The organism is Xanthomarina sp. F2636L, assembly GCF_026410195.1.
Taxonomy (GTDB): Bacteria; Bacteroidota; Bacteroidia; order Flavobacteriales; family Flavobacteriaceae; genus Xanthomarina.
In genome coordinates, this window is sequence record NZ_JAPMLM010000068.1 from 135,607 (window position 1) to 154,464 (window position 18,858).

Genomic DNA, 18,858 nt, shown 5'->3' on the forward strand with positions numbered 1-18,858 from the left:
TCTATTAATTGGTTTCTATTTTTAAATTGGATTTATACTGAATAAGTTTTTCTTTTAAATATTCTAATATTTCAAGATCACTCTTTCCTTTACAACGCTTTACAAAATTGTCATCTTCCGAACAGAAATAAAAAAAATCTGCTCTTGATGTTTCTGGAAGAGTTTCAGTAGAAAACAAAAGCGCTTCTGTACTTTTTCTAATGTCATCTAGTAAATCATCTTTTCGCTCTAATTGTATATGTTCTTTTAGTTTTTTTGTTCTTCCCGAAATGGTATTTATCAGTTGATACAGAGGTCCTCCAGAGGTCGCTTCGTTTAACTTTCTTTCACTCAGCGTTTTTAAGGGGCCTTGATAACTTGGAATACCAAGACTTAATGCAGTAACAGGACTTCCCTGAACATTGCCAACATCCTTGAATAGATCTCCAGTTAATATACGGCCAACTACTACTTCGTCTAGTGCATAAGTAAGCTCTTCTAAGTAAACGTCTAATTGTTTTGTGATAAGAATATTTGCATCTACCACAACTTCTTTTAGTTTATATTGTATGGATGAAAATTGTAAGGTATCATTAAGTTTTACTGAAATCTTAAAACTTCCAAACACATTTGTAGTTGTAAAAACTTGAGCTGTTTTATTGATTACGTGAATATTTTCGACATCTGAAGTTGTGCTTACTTTTCCAGTAATTTCAATTGTTTGAGAACATATGGTTTGATAACAAATTATCAAAAACAAAAACAGAAATAGCTTATTTTTTTTCATGCTCTTGTGTTAAAAACTTTAAACTCTGTTTCTGAATAAATTCTAATAGTATAAGCTCTTTATCTTCTTGTAAAAGATTATTTGTTAATCCGTTAGAGACAAGAAAACGCAGGAAAATTTCAACTTGATGAACAGGAATTTTATAATTGATTTGATAAAATGTTGATGGATATTTTGTTGCCAAAACCTCTTCGAGTTTAACTTCTTCTTCAGGTATGGTGTGTTTTTTTATGGGTCTATTTATTAATTTATTGAGTCCTAGCACGGAAGCGATATTTAAACCATTTTTAAGTTGATTTTGCTTGAGTATTTTATTATCAACTTTTGTAAATTCATCTTCTGGAAATTCTATTTGACTTAAATCTCCAAAATTAATATCCATTTGTCTTTCAACCTTGGCATTTACGATATCTACCAATAAATTTCCAGAAAGCTTGGAAGGTAACAGAACAACTTCATTTAAAGTATTGACTTTGTCCACTAAAAAAAGGCGCATTTGCTTGGAAGATAAAACGTCTTGATTAACAATAACTGTTTTAGCTTCATATTGTAATGCTGAAATTTCAAGTACATCATTAAGAGCTACTTTAATCGTGAATTCACCTTGAGAATCTGTAACTGTTCCTTTATTGGAAGAAGTGTTAAAAACGGTTACACCTTCCATATCATTGCTTACAGAAAGTTTTCCGAAAACTTCAATTCTTTCAACAATCTGTGCGTTTAAGGTTGTAGTTATAAGAAATAAAGAAATAGAAAAAACGGGATACTTCAAATTGGTTAGTTTAGTTTGATAAAGAAACCATTTCAAATCTTAAAATTAATACAACATCAAACTAAACTTATGTTAAAACCTAAAAACCAATTACTAACCTAAATCTAATATGGTTTTAAGAATTAATTTTTTGCCGCTTCCAATTCTAGATACAACTTACTTTGATCAACTAAATACTGTATTAACTCAATGTCTTTTCCGTTTTCATAAAGTGATGGATCAGTATTATTAACCTCAGCAAAAGCAATAAATTCTGTTACCTTGTCTTCAGGAATATTAAAACTTGAGCTTATAAAATCTTTGGTGTATGTATCTCTCAAGGCATCATAATTAGACTCTTCATTTTCTTTTGTTTTTTTAGTTACAAATAATGGTTTTACTAACCAATTGGTGATTTTTACAAAATCCACTCCATTGTAAAATTTGTCTTGATTTAATATGGTATTTTCAACTTTCTGATAATAAATATCTGCCATTGGATTTTTTTCAAAATCAATATCTCCAAAATAAATAGATTCAAACTTTGGATTATGCTTTCTTACTTTACTTAAATCGGATGCTAAATCGCCTGTTAAATTAAAAGGTAGAATAACAACCTCATCTAAAGGGGTTAAATGTTCTTCTAGAAAAACTGTCAACTCTTTAGAGTCAAGAATGTCTTGGGTAATAATAACAAGTACGGTATTAAGTTGCAAGGCAGAAATATTAATTCTATCGTTTAATTTAACACGGATATTAAATTTCCCATCTAGATCTGTAACTGCAATCATATTTGATGTCAGATTATTAACGGTAAGACCTTCCACATCGTTGGAGTCCACAATCACTTTTCCGGAGATTTCTATCCTATTATTGTTTTGAGCTACTCCAAAGGAAAGGCTCATAAAGAAGACGATTAAAGGCAAAATATTTTTCATAGTTTCATTTTTTGAAGGTTAGTGAATAAAAATACAAACTCAAATAACTTTTGTTACATGTTGTATTTACTTAAATTTACGACAAATTAATGTAAATGAAAAACTTAATTATAGCAAGTACTTCAACCCTTCATGCAAGTGGTTATTTGGACTATTTATTAGATGATTTAGCTGTATTTTTTAAGGATGTAAAAACCATTGTTTTTATTCCTTATGCACGCCCGGGAGGCATATCGCACAAAGATTACACAGAAAAAGCACAAGAAGCATTTAAAAAAATAAATAAAAAAGTAAAAGGAATTCATGAATTTGAAGACCCAATGGAGGCCATCCATCAAGCTGAAGCTATTTTTACAGGTGGCGGAAATACGTTTGTCTTATTAAACCAATTATATAAAAACCAATTGATAAAGCCGCTACAAAAGGTTATACAAAAAGGCACTCCCTATTTAGGTACAAGTGCTGGCAGTAATATTTGTGGTTTAACTATAAACACGACCAACGATATGCCTATAATTTATCCTTCAAGTTTTAAAGCCTTAGGATTAGTACCTTTTAATATCAATCCTCATTATTTAGATCCCATTCCAAACAACAAACACATGGGAGAAACTAGAGAAACACGAATTAAAGAGTTCCACAAATTTAATACACAACCGGTTGTAGGACTTAGAGAAGGCAGTTGGTTAAGAGTTAAAGGAAATTCTATTGTCCTGAAGGGCACCCTAACTGCTAGGATTTTTGAATATAATAAAAATCCTTTTGAGGCTGAAACTGAAACAGAACTGAATACTTTAAAATAAAAAAAGCCTCATCGATTTTTGATGAAGCTTTAGAGCGAGAGACCGGGTTTACTTCGACTAAGCTCTGTATAAACTTCTCACCCTAAATTACACAATCAAAAAAATAAAGCCATAAAAAAAAGCTCCATCGATTTGATAAAGCTTTTAGAGCGAGAGACCGGGTTCGAACCGGCGACATTCAGCTTGGAAGGCTGACGCTCTACCAACTGAGCTACTCTCGCATTTCTGATGCAAATATAAATAAGAATTTCATCTAATAAAAGAAAAAAATTATAAGTTTACTTAAACAAGAGTATATTTAAACTAACAGTCTCAAATTGAGCAAATTTCCTTTTATAAAAGCTGTGTCTTTTTATTATATTAAACCCACTTAAGTATCCATGTACCAAATAAAACAAATTTCAGCCAAAGAAACTTATTCTGTAAGACAGCCCATTTTGCGTGTAGGCAAACCTTTTGAAGCTTGTGTTTTTGAAGGAGACACTCACAAAAGCACCTTCCACATAGGTGTTTTTTCTAAATCGGAACTTATTGGAGTGGCTAGTTTTATGAAAAACAAATCTGAGCTGTTTTCTGAAACAAATCAATACCAACTTCGTGGCATGGCCATTTTAAAAGAATTTCAACAAAAAGGTTTGGGAAAACGTCTCATGGATGAAGGTGAAAATATACTCTCTCAAAATAAAGTAGATTTATTATGGTTTAATGCACGTGATGTGGCTGTTCCCTTTTATATCAATAGAGGCTTCCAAACACTTGGAGCACCATTTAATATTCCAAACATTGGAAAACACTATGTTATGTTCAAAAAGCTAATTTATTAGACTCCTAAATCTCTTTAAAGCTATCTTCACTTTTTTTGTTCATTTGGAACATAAAGCATTTTAAACTTTTATCTTTGACTTATAAAGTCATTTACCATGAATAAAAAAGTTATTTTAATGATTCTTGATGGTTGGGGGAAATCTCCCGATCCAAAAGTTTCAGCTATAGACCATGCCAATACACCTTATATAGATGCGCTTTACACCAAGTATCCAAATGCTAACTTAAGGACCGATGGATTACATGTTGGACTTCCAGAAGGACAAATGGGTAACAGTGAAGTTGGCCACATGAATTTAGGTGCTGGACGCATAGTATATCAAGATTTGGTTAAAATAAATTTAGCAGTAAAAAATAATACTTTGGCTCTAGAGCCAGAGTTAGTTGCTGCATTTAATTATGCCAAAACTCATAAAAAACCCATTCATTTTTTAGGTTTGGTGAGTGATGGTGGTGTGCATTCTCATATCAATCATTTAAAAGGGTTAATATCTGCTGCAGAAACTTCAGGAGTTTCAGAATCTTACATTCATGCCTTTACTGATGGTCGTGATGTAGATCCTAAATCGGGTTATGGTTTTATTACAGATTTAGAAGATTTTATAGTAAACTCTAAAACCAAACTAGCTACAATTACTGGTCGTTATTTCGCTATGGACAGAGATAAACGTTGGGAACGTGTAAAATTAGCTTACAATGCTTTAGTAAATGGAGTTGGAGAAACTTCTAAAAATGCTTTAAAGTCTATTCTTAAAAGCTACGATAATGAAGTTACAGATGAATTTATCAAACCTATTATTATGGTTGACGAAAACAATCAACCAGTAGCAAAAATAAAGGATGGCGATGTAGTGATATTTTTCAATTTTAGAACAGATCGGGGCAGGCAACTTACAGAAGCGTTAACTCAAACAGATTTCCATGAGCAAAACATGCACAAATTAGATTTGTATTATGTTACCATGACTAATTACGATGAAACTTATAAAAACATTCACGTTGTTTATAACAAAGATAATTTAACGGATACCTTAGGTGAGGTTTTAGAAAAACACCATAAAACACAAATCAGGATTGCTGAAACAGAAAAATATCCACATGTTACTTTTTTCTTTTCAGGAGGAAGAGAAGCTGTTTTTAATGGAGAGACGAGAATTTTACGTCACTCTCCAAAAGTAGCAACCTACGATTTAAAGCCAGAAATGAGCGCTTTTGAATTAACAGATGCTTTAATTCCAGAACTTAAAAAAGGTGAGGTAGACTTTGTGTGTTTAAACTTTGCAAATGGCGATATGGTTGGACACACAGGTGTTATGGAAGCTGCTATAAAAGCATGTGAAGTTGTTGATACTTGTGTGGAAAATATTATTACAACTGCTTTAGATACCAATTACACGACTATTTTAATTGCAGATCATGGAAATTGTGAAACCATGTTAAACCCCGATGGCACACCAAATACAGCGCATACTACAAATCCGGTTCCTATTATATTAATTGACAATGATATAAAAGCCATTCAAGATGGCGTATTAGGAGATATTGCTCCAACTATATTAAAATTGATGGGAATTACACAACCTGAAAAAATGACGCAACATTCATTAATCTAAAATTATAAATTATGTATTTTTGCGTTCAACTTTAAGGTATGAATTTTAACGACAAACTTATTCTAGCAATCGATTTCGATGGAACCATCGTGGATGATGCTTATCCTAAAATAGGGAAACCAAAACTTTTTGCTTTTGAAACTTTAAAGCGCTTACAAAAAGATGGACACCGACTTATTTTATGGACTTATAGAAGTGATGTTAGACTTCAGGAAGCTGTTGCTTTTTGCAAAGAAAATGGAGTGACCTTCTACGCCGTAAACAAAAGTTTTCCTGAAGAACAATTTGACTATACTAAAAGTCGAAAAATTCATGCAGATTTATTTATTGACGATAGAAATATTGGTGGTTTCTTAGGCTGGGGTGAGGTGTATCAAAAGTTATCTAATCCTAATTACAATCCACTTAAAATTGAGAAAAAGAAAGGTTTCTTTTCATTTTTTAGAAAATAATTAAAAACCCACGAATTTCAATTAATGATTTCGTGGGTTTTTTTTATAAATAAGTTCTTTCCTTACTTAATAACCTATCATTTCATAATATTGTTTATCTAGAGTTTCCCTATGATCTGGATGTGCTATATCCACTAAAGCTTTAACGCGTTGTTTAATAGTTTTCCCATATAGATTAGCTATACCATATTCAGTAACTACATAATGCACATGTGCACGGGTTGTAACAACTCCAGCTCCTGGTTTTAAAGTAGGTACAATTCTACTAATTCCAGATTTTGTAACAGAAGGCAAAGCAATAATAGCTTTTCCTCCTTCGCTTAAGGAAGCTCCTCTAATAAAGTCCATTTGTCCTCCAACTCCGGAGTACATATTAGAACCAATAGAATCTGCACAAACTTGTCCTGTTACATCCACTTCAATAGCAGAGTTTATGGCAACCATTTTTGGATTTAATTTAATTATGGACACATCGTTCGTATAGTTTGAAGCTCTCATTTCTATAAACGGGTTATCATCTACATAATCGTACAACCGTTTGGAACCCATTAAAAATGTTGCTAAAGCACGTCCTCTATTGATACCTTTAAAATTCCCATTAATCACATCGTTTAATATCAAATCGATAACACCATCTGAAAACATTTCGGTATGCAGACCTAAATCTTTATGGTTTGTAAGTCGGGATAATACAGCATTTGGAATGCTTCCAATTCCCATTTGCAAGGTGCTTCGGTCTTCAATTAAACCAGCTACGTGATTGCCAATTTTGCTTTCAATAGCTGTTGGCTCCGGGTTTAAATGAACAGGTAAGGGCACATCGCATTCCACAAAAGCATTTATTTCTGAAATATGGATAATACCTGCTCCATGAGTTCTAGGCATTTGTTTATTTACCTGAGCAATTACATAATCTGCATTGTCAATAGCTGCTAAAGTGGCTTCAACCGAAACGCCTAAAGAACAATATCCATGTCTATCTGGAACAGAAACATGAATCAATGCTGTTTGAACGTCTACAATGTTTCTTTTAAACAGCAAAGGCACTTCACTTAAAAAAACAGGAGTATAAGACCCATTTCCAGCTTTAAGAGTGTGTCTCACATTTTTCCCGATAAAAAAGGAGTTTACATGAAAACTATCTTTTAATTCTGGATTAGCATAAGGCGCGTCTCCTTCGGTGTGTAATTGACAAATTTCTACATTTCGTAATTCTTCATGTCTAGCAGTCATGGCATTTATAAGCACTTGTGGTGCTGCAGCTGCTGCTTGAATATAGACTTTACTATTAGACTTAATAAGTTTTACGGCATCTTCTGCACTAATTGGTTTGTACATAGTGTTTTAATTTAATCACAAAAATATCCAATATTTATCATCTAAATGCTGTCAAAAGTCATGTTTCTAAAAAAAGAATTCCATTTAATTTTAAGTATCTTTGTCCATATTTTTTTCAAGATGATTATAGTTAAAACAAAAGAAGAAATAGAATTAATGCGCGAAAGTGCCTTAGTTGTTTCTAAGACTTTAGGCATGCTTGCCAAAGAGGTAAAGCCCGGAGTTACCACCTTACAATTAGATAAATTAGCCGAGGAATATATTCGAGAACAAGGAGCTATCCCTGGTTTTTTAGGGTTATACGATTTCCCAAACACACTTTGTATGAGTCCGAACTCTCAAGTAGTTCACGGATTTCCAACAAACGAACCCTTACAAGAAGGAGATATTATTTCTATTGATTGTGGCGCTATTAAAAACGACTTTTATGGAGATCATGCCTACACCTTTTCTGTAGGTGAAATTGCCCCCGAAACTCAAAAACTTTTAGACGTAACAAAAGAATCCTTATACGTAGGAATTCGCGAATTTAAAGTTGGTAATCGTGTGGGAGATGTTGGATATGCCATTCAGAAATACTGTGAAGATCATGGATATGGCGTAGTGAGAGAACTGGTTGGACATGGTTTAGGAAGAAAAATGCATGAAGATCCAGAAATGCCAAACTATGGAAAACGTGGCCGTGGTAAAAAATTTATTGAAGGCATGGTTGTGGCTATCGAACCTATGATTAATATGGGAACACATAGAATTAAACAACATAGAGATGGTTGGACTATTACTACCTTAGACAATAAACCAAGTGCTCATTTTGAACATGATGTGGCTATTGTAAATGGCAAGCCAGAATTGCTTTCAACTTTTGCCTATATCTATGAAGCTTTAGGGATTACTTCTAACGAAGAGGATGAGTTTAGACGTGAGTCACTAGTTCTTTAGTTATATTATAACACAGAGATTCACAGAGAAATCTCAGAGATACGAAGAGAAATATGAATAATAGGTTGACTGAAAAAATTATTGGTGCGGCGATTAACGTACATCGTGTTTTGGGTCCTGGTTTATTAGAGTCTGCTTATCAAGAGTGTTTATTTTATGAATTAGAAATAATGGGATTATCTGTTTCAAGAGAAGTAGCTATGCCCATAGTATATAAAGATATCAAACTAGATCACGGTTATAGAATAGATTTACTTGTTGAAAACAAAGTTGTTATTGAATTAAAAACAGTTGAATGTTTTACAGATGTTCATACTGCTCAAATCTTGACTTATATGAAGTTAGGGAATTATCCCTTAGGCTTACTAATAAATTTTCACACCAAATTATTGAAAAACGGCATTAAACGTTTTATAAACACAGCTTAGTAAAATAAAAACTAATATTTAATTTTTCTCTGTGCTGCTCTGCGCATCTCTGTGTAATTGCTTATGAAAAAAACATTCAAAATAATACTAAACACCATCCCAAGACCCATTCTTATTAGATTAAGTTATGTGGCTCGACCTGTTCTAGCTTTACTTTTAAAAGGAAACACATTTACAGATCCTATTGATGGAAAAAGCTTTAAAAGCTTTTTACCTTATGGTTATGGCAAGCAGCGAAATAATGTATTATCTCCATCAACCTTAAGCTTGGAAAGACATCGCTTGTTATGGTTGTATTTACAAAATGACACAAATTTCTTTTCTAAAAAATTAAAAGTTTTGCATTTTGCACCTGAACAATGTTTTTTAAAGCGTTTCCGAAAACTTAAAAACTTAAATTATACAACTACAGATTTACTTTCACCTATTGCAGATGTAAAAGCAGATATTTGCAATTTACCTTTTGAAGATAATAGTTATGATATGATTCTCTGCAATCATGTATTAGAACATATTCCTGACGACACGAAAGCCATGCAAGAATTGTTTAGAGTTCTGAAACCAGGAGGTTATGGCGTGTTTCAAATACCTCAAGATTTATCCAGAGAAAAAACTTTTGAAGATAATAGCATTACCGACAGAAAAGAACGCGCAAGAATTTTTGGACAATACGATCATGTACGGATTTATGGACGAGATTATTTTGACAAACTAAGACGTATTGGTTTTAAAGTAGATGAAGTAGATTATACGACACAACTTTCAGAAGAAGATATTACAAAATACTGTTTAGCAAAAGGAGAGATTATTCCTGTAGTTTACAAATAATAAATCTGTGCAAGCTATTTTTATTTATTAGAATATTTTGTCAAATAATCATTTAACATAGGTAATTGCTGATCTCCATAAACTAAAACTTTTTTTCCATCAACTTCCTGTAGAATTTTATATTTTCCGTTACTATCTTTTACAAAATTTGTGTTTCCTGTATAGCTCCCACTTTCATTTGAGTTTTCTTCAAATTTCAAACCATCTACGTCCATCCAAAGGTGATTTTCATTTTCAATAATTTGAAATTTTCCACTACAAAAAGCTCCAAAATGGCTGTAGTAATCAGATGTGTAAATATTTCCATTGAAAGTATTCAAAAAGCCATATATTTTATTATGATGAAATAATGGATGAATTCCACCTCCAAGAGCATCGCCTAATTCGTACCAGTTTTTATCTATTTTAATTTGAAGATCGCTATTGTATTTTTCAATAATATCGTTTTTTTTCAGAGTTTTTAAGTATTCTTTTTTATCAAAACCTTCTTGAAATTTCTGTGTATTTAAGTCGAAAACAAGCACGTTTGAAACATTATTAGGATATGCTACCAACAAACCATTAGTTCTAGGAAGCATCACTTTTCCATAGTGGTAAGCTTGGGGGTTAAATTGTGTAACACTAGGTAGCTGATACCCTTCTTTAGTTGTCGCATTATAACAATACAATCTGGTTGGTTTTTCTTTATTATCCATCAGCAAGACATAGCCATCATAATCCATAGCACTTTTATAGGTATTAGCTTCTATAATTACATTCCCAAAATGATCCATAAGTCCAAGATTATCATTCACTTTATAAACTGCTAGATTATATTTATTAAAAGTTCCAATACTGTCTATCTCTATAAAAAAAGCTTCAGATTTCTGCGTCCATAAATCTGTTATTGAATCTATTCGTCTTTTTTCATTTTCAACTCGAAGTAATTCTTCCTGCGCTTCAACATAAGCTATTTTTTTGGCTTCTAAGGCTTCCTCTATACTTACATATAATTCTAGCATTTCAAGATATTCATCACTTGACTTATCAGGTTCTAAATCGAAATACCTTTTTGTAAGTATTTGAGCTTTTTGATAGTCGCCTATATTATCACTTAAAAGCGCGCCTATTCTGGCAACTTTGCTATCGTCTATTTCTTTAATATATAATCTTGCCTTTCTAAAATAGTCTCTTGCAGCATCCATATTGTCTTCTTTAAAGCTTTCTTCAGCTTTATTAATATAGATTGAACCAATTTCTTGATCGGTTTGTGCATGAAGCGAGAAAACACCAAGAAGCAGAGTAAAAGTGAGTATGAGGGATTTCATTTTTATAAATTTAGTTTAGAAAAGAAATTGACATGTGCTTAACAACAACATATCAACCAGTTAATAACTAAAATATAAAAGTTCTGTAGGAAAAAATAATAATTAATAACTTTTCGCTGAAATGTTAAATTATTTCTTTTAAATACCGATTTCACAAAGCCTTCTTGCTTTTTTTTAAAGATAAACACTTAAAAATTAATGATGAAAGTATTACAACTTAAAGAACAAGAGCTAAGCAGCACACATTAAAGCTACACATCAATAATTTAGAAATACAAATTAGTTCTCAGGGAAGTTGTTTAAAGACAGCGTTTCAAATTCGTTATTATTCTCGAAAATTAAGAAAACTATAGATACACATACTGACTCATAAAATAGTATTAGAAAAAGTTCTTATTTATTCCGTTTTAAATACTTCATAATATTAAAAAAAGTTGGACTACATATGTAGCCCAACTTTAAAAAAGAATGATTAATAGCACTTTTAATTTTTTATAAATCGTTTTGTTTGACTCTTTCCATTAGTATCTTCAATTTGTATTAAATACATTCCTGAAGATAGGTTTGAAACATTTACCCTTTTACTGCTGCTCTCTAACACTTTTTGTCCTTGTATGTTATAAATTTCTGCTTTTACTAAATCTTGTGTCATTTTAATATTTAACACATTTGAAGTTGGGTTTGGATAGATTGTAAAATCGTTTTTAGTTTCAAAATCTTGTATATCTAAAGTAGCGCCATATTCATAAGCTCCCATATCTACTGTTGTATTATGAATTCTATAATTACCTAGCAAGTCGGTAGTAATTCCTGCTGGCACTTTAGAATTATCTCCAGCATCTATAGCCGGGGAAACAGTTTGTAAGGTAAAATCTTCGTTAGCTGCATCGGTAAACATTGGATTAGCATTACTCGTATTGTTTAAATAAGTATGATTAGAAAAACCATTTTCATCTATACTGTAGTGAATTGCTGTAGTACTAGGATGACTATCGGTTGCCCTACCAATTGCATAGGATGTTGTAGAAGCATAATTAGTATTACCCCAAAATATATTGTTTGAAATAGAAAGTCCGAATGTGCCATCCACCTTACTGATTCCTAGCACAGGAAAATCCGAAGCGGGATGCGAACCTAAACTTTCGTTATTCACAAAAGTATTATTAACCACTTTTGCATGAATGGTTGAGCTAGGATAATAGGCTCTAATCCATCCTGCGGCAGTTCCATGTCCTAATCTTGAAGAATTATTGTCTTGGGTTTTATTATTCTTAATTAAGGTATTTGTTAAATTGAAATACATGGTTCTATTGGTTCTTGGCAAAGCATAAAATGTAGTAGAGTGACTACTCAAATTGTTTTCAAAAATACAAGCATCTATCGTCATCGTTGCTGAAGACATGTTAGATGCTAGCATTAAGCCAGCGGCCCACCATGCCACATTATTTTTTATAACGGAATTTTTAATAGTAAAGTTTGTCACGCTATCATCTGTGTCTAATCCTGCTCCAAAACGGCCCTCTCCACTAGAAGCATCTGCATAACCATTAGCAATGGTAACACCATCTAAAACAATATTATTTGCATTAATTTGTACCACTCTTAAACTGTTATCATCTCTGGTAGCATTGTTATAACTAATATTAACATCATCATCGTTTAATAAATCGCCACTTAAAATGGTTTCATTTGTAGTATGTATTAATGACAAATCCCTATCTGACAATGTTGTTTCTGTTCCATCAAAACCACCATAAAGTTGCAGGTCATTTTGATTAAAAGTAAAAGATTCTCCTCTACTTGTAGCATGTGGTGTATAAGTCCCTTTTGCAATCCAAATTTCTGTTGTACTTGCTCCTAAATTATCTAATGCACTTGACAAATTAGTATAAGCATCTGCCCATGAGGAACCATCTGAAACTCCTGTTGCATTTTCATCTACAAACATTTTGGTTTGATTTAATGCAGGTGGTACGGTATAAGTTTTCACAGAAGCTTTAGCTCCATCTAAATACAATACATATATGTTTCCATTTATAGGATTCATTTCCATTTGCACAAAAAAGTTAGCAATACCACTATTTAATCCAACAGCAGGTAAAGTAGACCAAACACTTGTGTTTTTATTAAAATTTTCAAAAATCAAATCCTCCGTAGTATCGTCTGCATACATTAAATATAATTTATCATCTGTACTACTCTTTCTAAATTTCACAATATCATGAGCTGCAGGAACATTTTTAATATGCGCTGCACTAGTGCCTTGATACACCCTAACATAGTCTACAGAACTATTGTATACATCATTAAAAACTGCAAGATAATTTTCATCAGCAATTCCTGAAATATTTTTAAGCGTTGCTCCGCTAACATAAACAGAGTAATCCCATACGTTATATGCAGCGCCAACATCTCGTAATCCGACTCTACTACTATTTAAATTATCTTCCCAACTGGTGTAATATTGATCAAAGGAATTAAAATCATAGCGATGATCACCATTATATTGGTTATCTGTATGAATTAAATTCTCTGTAAATACCGTTTGCACACCGCCATAAGTTTCTTCCACAATGGTTAACTTTTGATCTGTTCTTCTACCTGCAACTCTAATGTCACCAGCAGCATTTGTCTGGATTTGCAATTTATTATCTGATAAATCCTCATCAAATGTTACATTATTTATAACTGGGGTCCAATATGTACCGTTACGTCTAAAAGCATGCATGGCATTATTAGAAGTACCTCGAAAAGCAATTATTGGCTGGTTGTCTAAAGGTCTAATAGCAATTGCAACATTGGCCGCTTGGGTAGTAGATACCGCTGCGGTTCCTCCAACGTTCGTCCAGCTTGTACCATTAAACTTCATCACATGTACATTGTTTGTTATAGGATTAACATATGCTATGTAAGCTGCGCCAGTATTATCAAAAGCCATAGCGCCATCACTAGCAAAATCTGTAAATTGTGTTGCACCAACTTGATTCCATGTTTGCGCAAAGGTGGCACTTCCAATTAAAAGTAGGATTAAAAGTATTCTTGATTTCATAATAAAAATTGATTAATAGTTATGAAACAAAGATGTTAAAGATGTAAGATGTTTTTTGTAGTCAATTTCTGAAACTAGCGTTTCAACTTCTAAACCAATTAAATGCTTTGTACTATGGTTAAAAACTCTTCTTTTTTATCGTTTGAAATAGATACTGTTTTATCATTTTCCATTATAATATAACCACCATCTTTTTTAATGTATTCTTTTATATAGGAAAGATTTATTAAGTGAGAACGATGTGGACGATAGAAGGTTTTAATTTTCTGGAGAATCTCTACAAAGAATTTTAATGGTTTACTAACCAAGATAGTATCATCATTAATTGTTGAAACATTGGTATACATTCCATCTGCTTCTAGCATAATTATATCGTTAAAATTTACAAACTTAATGCCATCTGCATTTGGTAAGCCAATTTTTTTAAAGTTAGAATCTTGTAAGCTTGTTTTAAGTTCTGTAAGTCGTTGATTGATTTCAGAATTCCCTAAAAAAGCAACAGCTTTTTCAACAGCTTCTTTTACTTGACTAGGCCTTACTGGTTTTAACAAATAATCTATTGCAGATAATTGAAAAGCTTGTATTGCATATTCACTATATGCTGTGGTAAATATAATTTCGAAATTATGTACTTCTTTTTCAATAAAATTTAAGATTTCTAAACCAGAATGTTCTGGCATTTCAATATCTAAAAAAACAATACTTGGCTGTTCTTTTTTTATAAGCTCTACACCAGAAAGCAAATCTTCGGCTTCTAAAATTTGAGTGATTTTAGGACAATTCTCTTCTACTAAAATTTGAAGAACTTGTCTTGCTTTTTTTTCGTCATCAATTATGAGTGCTTTCATATTAATTTTTTAAAATTGGAATTTTTAAAACCACTTTAGTTCCAGTTGCTTGATCGTTTTCTTTTAAATCTATTATTTCTACACCAATTTTCTTTTCGCTACCATAGTTTAATAAATCTAATCTTTCTGTAGTTGCTTTTAAGGCGAATGATTTATGCTGCGCTTGTCTTTTCTTATTTATTTCTTTTGATTTTTCTCTTCCAATTCCATTATCTTCAATAATACATTCTATAATTTTATCCGAAACTTTATTTATAGAAATTTTTAATTTTCTATTATCTTTTTTATGTAACAAACCATGTTTTAATGCATTTTCTACATAAGGCTGAATTAGCATAGTTGGTATATTTATAGTGTCAGAATTTACAGTATCATCTACCTGAAAAGTATACTCTAATTTATCTTCAAAACGAAGCTTCTCTAGTTCTAGATAGAGATTTAAATTATGCACCTCATCTGGAACAGAAATAAATCCTGTATCACTAAAATGAAGATAATTACGAATTAAATCGGCAAACTTTCCTAAATAATCACTAGCTAAATTTTTCTGATTTAATACTATATAATCTTGAATAGAGTTTAGTGCATTAAAAATAAAATGCGGATTCATTTGTGCTTTTAATGCTTTTAATTCTGAATCTTTGAATTGTTTTTCTATCGCCAAACGTTTTTGGGTTTCATGCAGTTCTAAAGTAATTATTTCGGCTTTCTTTTTAGCTTTTATTCTACTAAAATAAAATAACAAAGTGGTTATTAAGAGACTTGTAATTGCTAGTAAACCTAAAAATAAGTTTCTGTTTTTTTGGCTTTCTAATTTTATAATAGCCACTTCTTGTTCTGCAAGTTCTTTTTCTTTTTTTGTTTTTTCGGTTTCGTATTTAGTTTGCATCTCTTCCATTACAGAAACTTTTTCTTTTGAAAAAATGCTGTCTTTTATTTTATAATGTTCTTCTAGAAATTTACTAGAATTTAAGTAATCATTTTTTTGTTTGTAATAATGGCTTTGTTCTAAATATGCTCTACTTAAGTTTTTAATATTATTTTGCTCTTTGTAGATTTTAATAGCCTCGTCATTTACTAAAATAGCTTCATTAACCCTACTAGTATTGGCATATGCAACTGCTAGTTCAAGATTAGAGTGTGCAATATTTGCTTGCTGATTATTTTTTTTAAAAAAAATTAAAGATTGATTTAAATAGTTTATTGCAGATTTATAATTTTTTCTTTTATTTTCTATAACACCTAATGAAGAATTAGCAATTGCTATTCCCGTTTCAAAATTTACAGATTCTGCTATTTGTTTGGCTGCTAAATAATGAACCTCTGCTTCATTATATTTTTCTATTTCTTCATATGCTGTTCCCAAATAAAAATGAACTTGAGCTTCTATGTTTCTATTAGGATATTTTTTTAATATTTCTAAATTTTCTAATTGTATATCTATTGCCTTATTAGATTCATCTAAATGATTATATATTCTTGCTATACTACTATTTGTATAAATCAATCCAGAAATATCGTTTATGCTATCTTGTAAGTTTTTTGCTTTTAAAGCCAACTCTAATGCTTTATCATATTTACCAGATTGCACATGAAAAGAAGTAAAGTTTGTATAAGAGTCTGCCAGGCCTTGTGTAAAGTTAATTTCTTTACTAATTCCAATTGCTTCATTTAATACGGTTTCACTTTTTGAAATATCTTGAGTTGTATAAAACTTCGTTACCTGATTTAAAAGGTTTACTCGAGTTGTATCTCTTTTTTTATGAATTGCAATTAGTTTTTCAATACTATCCAATTCGTGCACTTGCGAAAAACCTAAGAAGTTAATAATTAAAAATAAAAAAAAGGTAATTTTAAATTTCATAAGCTCTGGAATGGTTCTAGCAAATTTGGGATTATTAGTTAAATAAAAATGGGAGTAACTTCTAAAAAATGCTTTTCAGCTTCTAAAATAGAAAATTCTTACTATTCTGGGAAGTTGTTTAAAGACAGAGTTTCAAATTCTTGTTTATCATTCTCATAAATTAGGAAGACTTTAAGTTCTTGATGATATTTTAAAAACTCTTTCACGGCATTGACTCCCATAGCTTTAAAAGCCGTTGCATAAGCATCTGCAGTCATGCAATCTTTAGCTATAACCGAAATGCTCAACAAGTTGGTTTTACTAGGATATCCGGTTTTTGTATCTATAATATGTGAGTACTTATTTCCGTCTTTATCTATTCTAAATTTTCTATAGGTTCCTGATGTTGCCATAGCTTCATCCTGGATAGATATGGCTTTTAAAATAGATTGTGTGCCATCAAAATGTGGCTCTTCGACGCCTACTTTCCATGCAGCTTGTTTTTCAATATTTGTCCCTCTAGCTCTAATTTCTCCACCAATTTCAACCAAGTAATTTTGGATATTTTTGCTCTCTAGAAACCTGCCAATAACATCCACACCATATCCTTTGGCAATGGCATTAAAATCTATAAATGTATTAGGATTTTGTTTTTCGATAGTAAAATTAGTTCTAATAACTTTATCAAGACCAACGCCAAGCATTAAGCTGTCTATTTTTGTACTATCTAAGCTTTCTAATTTACCCTCTGGCCCAAAATCCCAAGCATTTACAACAGCTCCAATGGTTGGGTCGAAAACACCATTAGTTTGTTTGTAAATTTCTTTTGAGGTATCGAAAACATGTGCAAAATGTTCATCAATTATAAAAGCTTCATTTTTATTGATTTTTGAAATATCAGAATTTGTCTGATAGGTCGACATGGATTTATTGACGACATAAAACAGACTATCAAATTGTTTTTGATAGTTTATATCTGAATCGTAAATAACAGAAAAACCCGTTCCAAAAACTTCGCCAGATAGTTTTGTGTTTTTAGGTTCTTGCTTACAGGATAGAAATAGACCTATTAATGATAATAGAATGACAGATTTTTTCATATTCTAATTCAAATTTGTTTCGATAACTTGAATCCCGTTGTATTCAATTAGGTATTCTTCATTTAAGTAAACTGGTAAATCTTCACTGTCTGGATTTCCTAAACCCACTCCTGCGTACAACACTTTAGCATCTTTATCTAAGGCATGTTTTTTAAAGGATTCCATCCAAACAATATCGTAATTATTTGGATTTTCTGGAAGAATTACTGCACGTACAATCACAAAAAAATATTGCTTATTCTGATCCATACATACAAACTGAGGATGTTTCTTCAATTTGCTATTAATGGCTATAAATTCAAACCCGCGTTCTTCTAATTCTTTTCCAACATGGTTCATGGCCAAATAATGTAATTCCTGTTCTGAAAGTGCTTTTTTCATACTGCAAAATTACTATTATTTATTTTGTCTCAAACAGATTTAAATATAGTTTAACTCTTAAATATAATTTTGTGAATCGTGGAAGATATTTATAATCCGATAATGTTAAAATCAAAACACATCCTTCATAAAACCATCAAAATTAGTATCTTATAGTTTTAAAATTAAATACTAAACCTATGGGAACGACTAAAAGATTAGAGTTAGCCATACAAAAACTATACACTGCTTTTCAAAATGATGGTTTGCATCCAGAATGCTGCAAGCAATGTGCTGTTGGAAATATTTTAGATACTACCGATTCTTGGAAACATTTTTCTGATCAACATGGTTCTTTAAATTTAAATTATGTGGGCTTGGTCAATCAAAATTTCGGAAAGACCTTTAATGGGTATTCACCTTTAGAATTACTACAAATTGAAGCCGAATTTCTAAAAGCTTGTGGCTATCAATTGCCTCTTAACCATAATAACAAAAGACCTAAAAATCCAACAGATAAAGATGTCTTGTTTTTGGGTCTTTCGGCTGTGGTTGCGTATTTATGTCAATTGGATGAAATTCCCGATGTCATGGATTGCTCGGAATTGTTTCAATATGAAATTAAAAACAATCCAAACAGACCCCTAGTTTCTGCTTAAACTCTTCATTT

Annotated in this window: 18 protein-coding genes and 1 tRNA gene; 8 read left to right on the forward strand and 11 right to left on the reverse strand. The window is 31.5% G+C overall.

All coding sequences use genetic code 11. The features are described 5' to 3' along the window. Positions 1-4: 4 nt before the first annotated feature. From OS191_RS08040 to OS191_RS08050, 3 genes are all read right to left on the reverse strand, one after another. Complete coding sequence (locus OS191_RS08040) at positions 5-766, reverse strand: hypothetical protein (protein ID WP_267155187.1); 762 nt, start codon at positions 764-766, stop codon at positions 5-7. After that, positions 753-1,538, reverse strand: a complete 786-nt coding sequence (locus OS191_RS08045) for a carboxypeptidase-like regulatory domain-containing protein (RefSeq protein WP_267155188.1) — start codon at positions 1,536-1,538, stop codon at positions 753-755. Before OS191_RS08045 ends, OS191_RS08040 begins: the two co-directional genes overlap by 14 nt. Before the next feature lie 122 nt (positions 1,539-1,660). Further along, the gene (locus tag OS191_RS08050; protein ID WP_267155189.1) at positions 1,661-2,455 is read right to left on the reverse strand and encodes a BamP family beta-assembly machine protein; all 795 of its coding nucleotides are present in this window, start codon (positions 2,453-2,455) and stop codon (positions 1,661-1,663) included. Between the two features lie 95 nt (positions 2,456-2,550). Here OS191_RS08050 and pepE point away from each other — a divergent pair, with 95 nt between their 5' ends. After that, the gene (gene pepE / locus OS191_RS08055) at positions 2,551-3,258 is read left to right on the forward strand and encodes a dipeptidase PepE (RefSeq protein WP_267155190.1); all 708 of its coding nucleotides are present in this window, start codon (positions 2,551-2,553) and stop codon (positions 3,256-3,258) included. A gap of 148 nt (positions 3,259-3,406) precedes the next feature. Here pepE and OS191_RS08060 read toward each other — a convergent pair. Next, positions 3,407-3,479: transfer RNA gene (locus OS191_RS08060), tRNA-Gly, on the reverse strand. Positions 3,480-3,638: 159 nt separating this feature from the next. Between OS191_RS08060 and OS191_RS08065 the strand changes: the two genes are divergently transcribed. From OS191_RS08065 to OS191_RS08075, 3 genes are all read left to right on the forward strand, one after another. After that, entirely contained in the window at positions 3,639-4,082 is a 444-nt protein-coding gene (locus OS191_RS08065) for a GNAT family N-acetyltransferase (protein WP_267155191.1), read from the forward strand. Positions 4,083-4,178: 96 nt separating this feature from the next. After that, the gene (gene gpmI, locus OS191_RS08070; protein ID WP_267155192.1) at positions 4,179-5,696 is read left to right on the forward strand and encodes a 2,3-bisphosphoglycerate-independent phosphoglycerate mutase; all 1,518 of its coding nucleotides are present in this window, start codon (positions 4,179-4,181) and stop codon (positions 5,694-5,696) included. A 38-nt stretch (positions 5,697-5,734) separates the two neighbouring features. Next, entirely contained in the window at positions 5,735-6,148 is a 414-nt protein-coding gene (locus tag OS191_RS08075) for a BT0820 family HAD-type phosphatase (RefSeq protein WP_267155193.1), read from the forward strand. A gap of 66 nt (positions 6,149-6,214) precedes the next feature. Here the strand turns inward: OS191_RS08075 and OS191_RS08080 are convergent, their stop codons facing one another. Next, positions 6,215-7,486, reverse strand: coding sequence for an acetyl-CoA hydrolase/transferase family protein (locus OS191_RS08080; RefSeq protein WP_267155194.1), 1,272 nt, complete (start codon positions 7,484-7,486; stop codon positions 6,215-6,217). A gap of 120 nt (positions 7,487-7,606) precedes the next feature. Between OS191_RS08080 and map the strand changes: the two genes are divergently transcribed. The 3 genes from map (at position 7,607) to OS191_RS08095 (ending at position 9,681) form a co-directional block, all read left to right on the forward strand. Beyond that, positions 7,607-8,425: a type I methionyl aminopeptidase gene (map, locus tag OS191_RS08085; RefSeq protein WP_267155195.1), complete on the forward strand. Its 819-nt coding sequence runs from the start codon at positions 7,607-7,609 to the stop codon at positions 8,423-8,425. Between the two features lie 53 nt (positions 8,426-8,478). Then, entirely contained in the window at positions 8,479-8,853 is a 375-nt protein-coding gene (locus tag OS191_RS08090; protein ID WP_267155196.1) for a GxxExxY protein, read from the forward strand. Positions 8,854-8,916: 63 nt separating this feature from the next. Continuing rightward, the gene (locus OS191_RS08095; protein ID WP_267155197.1) at positions 8,917-9,681 is read left to right on the forward strand and encodes a class I SAM-dependent methyltransferase; all 765 of its coding nucleotides are present in this window, start codon (positions 8,917-8,919) and stop codon (positions 9,679-9,681) included. A gap of 20 nt (positions 9,682-9,701) precedes the next feature. Here OS191_RS08095 and OS191_RS08100 read toward each other — a convergent pair whose 3' ends face one another. From OS191_RS08100 to OS191_RS08125, 6 genes are all read right to left on the reverse strand, one after another. Next, the gene (locus tag OS191_RS08100; RefSeq protein WP_267155198.1) at positions 9,702-10,988 is read right to left on the reverse strand and encodes a hypothetical protein; all 1,287 of its coding nucleotides are present in this window, start codon (positions 10,986-10,988) and stop codon (positions 9,702-9,704) included. A gap of 484 nt (positions 10,989-11,472) precedes the next feature. Next, positions 11,473-14,037 (reverse strand): T9SS type A sorting domain-containing protein, encoded by a 2,565-nt coding sequence (locus tag OS191_RS08105; RefSeq protein ID WP_267155199.1) that lies wholly within the window; start codon positions 14,035-14,037, stop codon positions 11,473-11,475. A gap of 98 nt (positions 14,038-14,135) precedes the next feature. Beyond that, positions 14,136-14,885 carry a LytR/AlgR family response regulator transcription factor gene (locus OS191_RS08110; RefSeq protein ID WP_267155200.1) on the reverse strand — a complete coding sequence of 250 codons (750 nt, stop codon included), beginning with the start codon at positions 14,883-14,885 and terminating at the stop codon, positions 14,136-14,138. A 1-nt stretch (position 14,886) separates the two neighbouring features. Then, positions 14,887-16,749 (reverse strand): tetratricopeptide repeat-containing sensor histidine kinase, encoded by a 1,863-nt coding sequence (locus OS191_RS08115; protein ID WP_267155201.1) that lies wholly within the window; start codon positions 16,747-16,749, stop codon positions 14,887-14,889. A gap of 101 nt (positions 16,750-16,850) precedes the next feature. Continuing rightward, the gene (locus tag OS191_RS08120; protein ID WP_267155202.1) at positions 16,851-17,828 is read right to left on the reverse strand and encodes an FAD:protein FMN transferase; all 978 of its coding nucleotides are present in this window, start codon (positions 17,826-17,828) and stop codon (positions 16,851-16,853) included. A gap of 3 nt (positions 17,829-17,831) precedes the next feature. Beyond that, a complete protein-coding gene (locus OS191_RS08125) occupies positions 17,832-18,209 on the reverse strand; it encodes a DUF8840 domain-containing protein (protein ID WP_267155203.1) in 378 nt (125 codons plus the stop codon). Positions 18,210-18,388: 179 nt separating this feature from the next. On the opposite strand from OS191_RS08125, the gene OS191_RS08130 reads away from it, so the two are divergent. Next, positions 18,389-18,847, forward strand: coding sequence for a VHS/ENTH/ANTH domain-containing protein (locus OS191_RS08130; RefSeq protein WP_267155204.1), 459 nt, complete (start codon positions 18,389-18,391; stop codon positions 18,845-18,847). Positions 18,848-18,858: the final 11 nt, after the last annotated feature.

Coding starts and splice junctions, on each gene's coding strand:
- OS191_RS08075 (WP_267155193.1), top strand. CDS start 5,735: ATGAATTTTAACGACAAACTTATTCTAGCAATCGATTTCGATGGAACC.
- OS191_RS08120 (WP_267155202.1), bottom strand. CDS start 17,828: ATGAAAAAATCTGTCATTCTATTATCATTAATAGGTCTATTTCTATCC.
- OS191_RS08050 (WP_267155189.1), bottom strand. CDS start 2,455: ATGAAAAATATTTTGCCTTTAATCGTCTTCTTTATGAGCCTTTCCTTT.
- OS191_RS08130 (WP_267155204.1), top strand. CDS start 18,389: ATGGGAACGACTAAAAGATTAGAGTTAGCCATACAAAAACTATACACT.
- OS191_RS08110 (WP_267155200.1), bottom strand. CDS start 14,885: ATGAAAGCACTCATAATTGATGACGAAAAAAAAGCAAGACAAGTTCTT.
- OS191_RS08080 (WP_267155194.1), bottom strand. CDS start 7,486: ATGTACAAACCAATTAGTGCAGAAGATGCCGTAAAACTTATTAAGTCT.
- OS191_RS08040 (WP_267155187.1), bottom strand. CDS start 766: ATGAAAAAAAATAAGCTATTTCTGTTTTTGTTTTTGATAATTTGTTAT.
- pepE (WP_267155190.1), top strand. CDS start 2,551: ATGAAAAACTTAATTATAGCAAGTACTTCAACCCTTCATGCAAGTGGT.
- map (WP_267155195.1), top strand. CDS start 7,607: ATGATTATAGTTAAAACAAAAGAAGAAATAGAATTAATGCGCGAAAGT.
- OS191_RS08095 (WP_267155197.1), top strand. CDS start 8,917: ATGAAAAAAACATTCAAAATAATACTAAACACCATCCCAAGACCCATT.
- OS191_RS08100 (WP_267155198.1), bottom strand. CDS start 10,988: ATGAAATCCCTCATACTCACTTTTACTCTGCTTCTTGGTGTTTTCTCG.
- OS191_RS08090 (WP_267155196.1), top strand. CDS start 8,479: ATGAATAATAGGTTGACTGAAAAAATTATTGGTGCGGCGATTAACGTA.
- gpmI (WP_267155192.1), top strand. CDS start 4,179: ATGAATAAAAAAGTTATTTTAATGATTCTTGATGGTTGGGGGAAATCT.
- OS191_RS08125 (WP_267155203.1), bottom strand. CDS start 18,209: ATGAAAAAAGCACTTTCAGAACAGGAATTACATTATTTGGCCATGAAC.
- OS191_RS08115 (WP_267155201.1), bottom strand. CDS start 16,749: ATGAAATTTAAAATTACCTTTTTTTTATTTTTAATTATTAACTTCTTA.
- OS191_RS08105 (WP_267155199.1), bottom strand. CDS start 14,037: ATGAAATCAAGAATACTTTTAATCCTACTTTTAATTGGAAGTGCCACC.
- OS191_RS08065 (WP_267155191.1), top strand. CDS start 3,639: ATGTACCAAATAAAACAAATTTCAGCCAAAGAAACTTATTCTGTAAGA.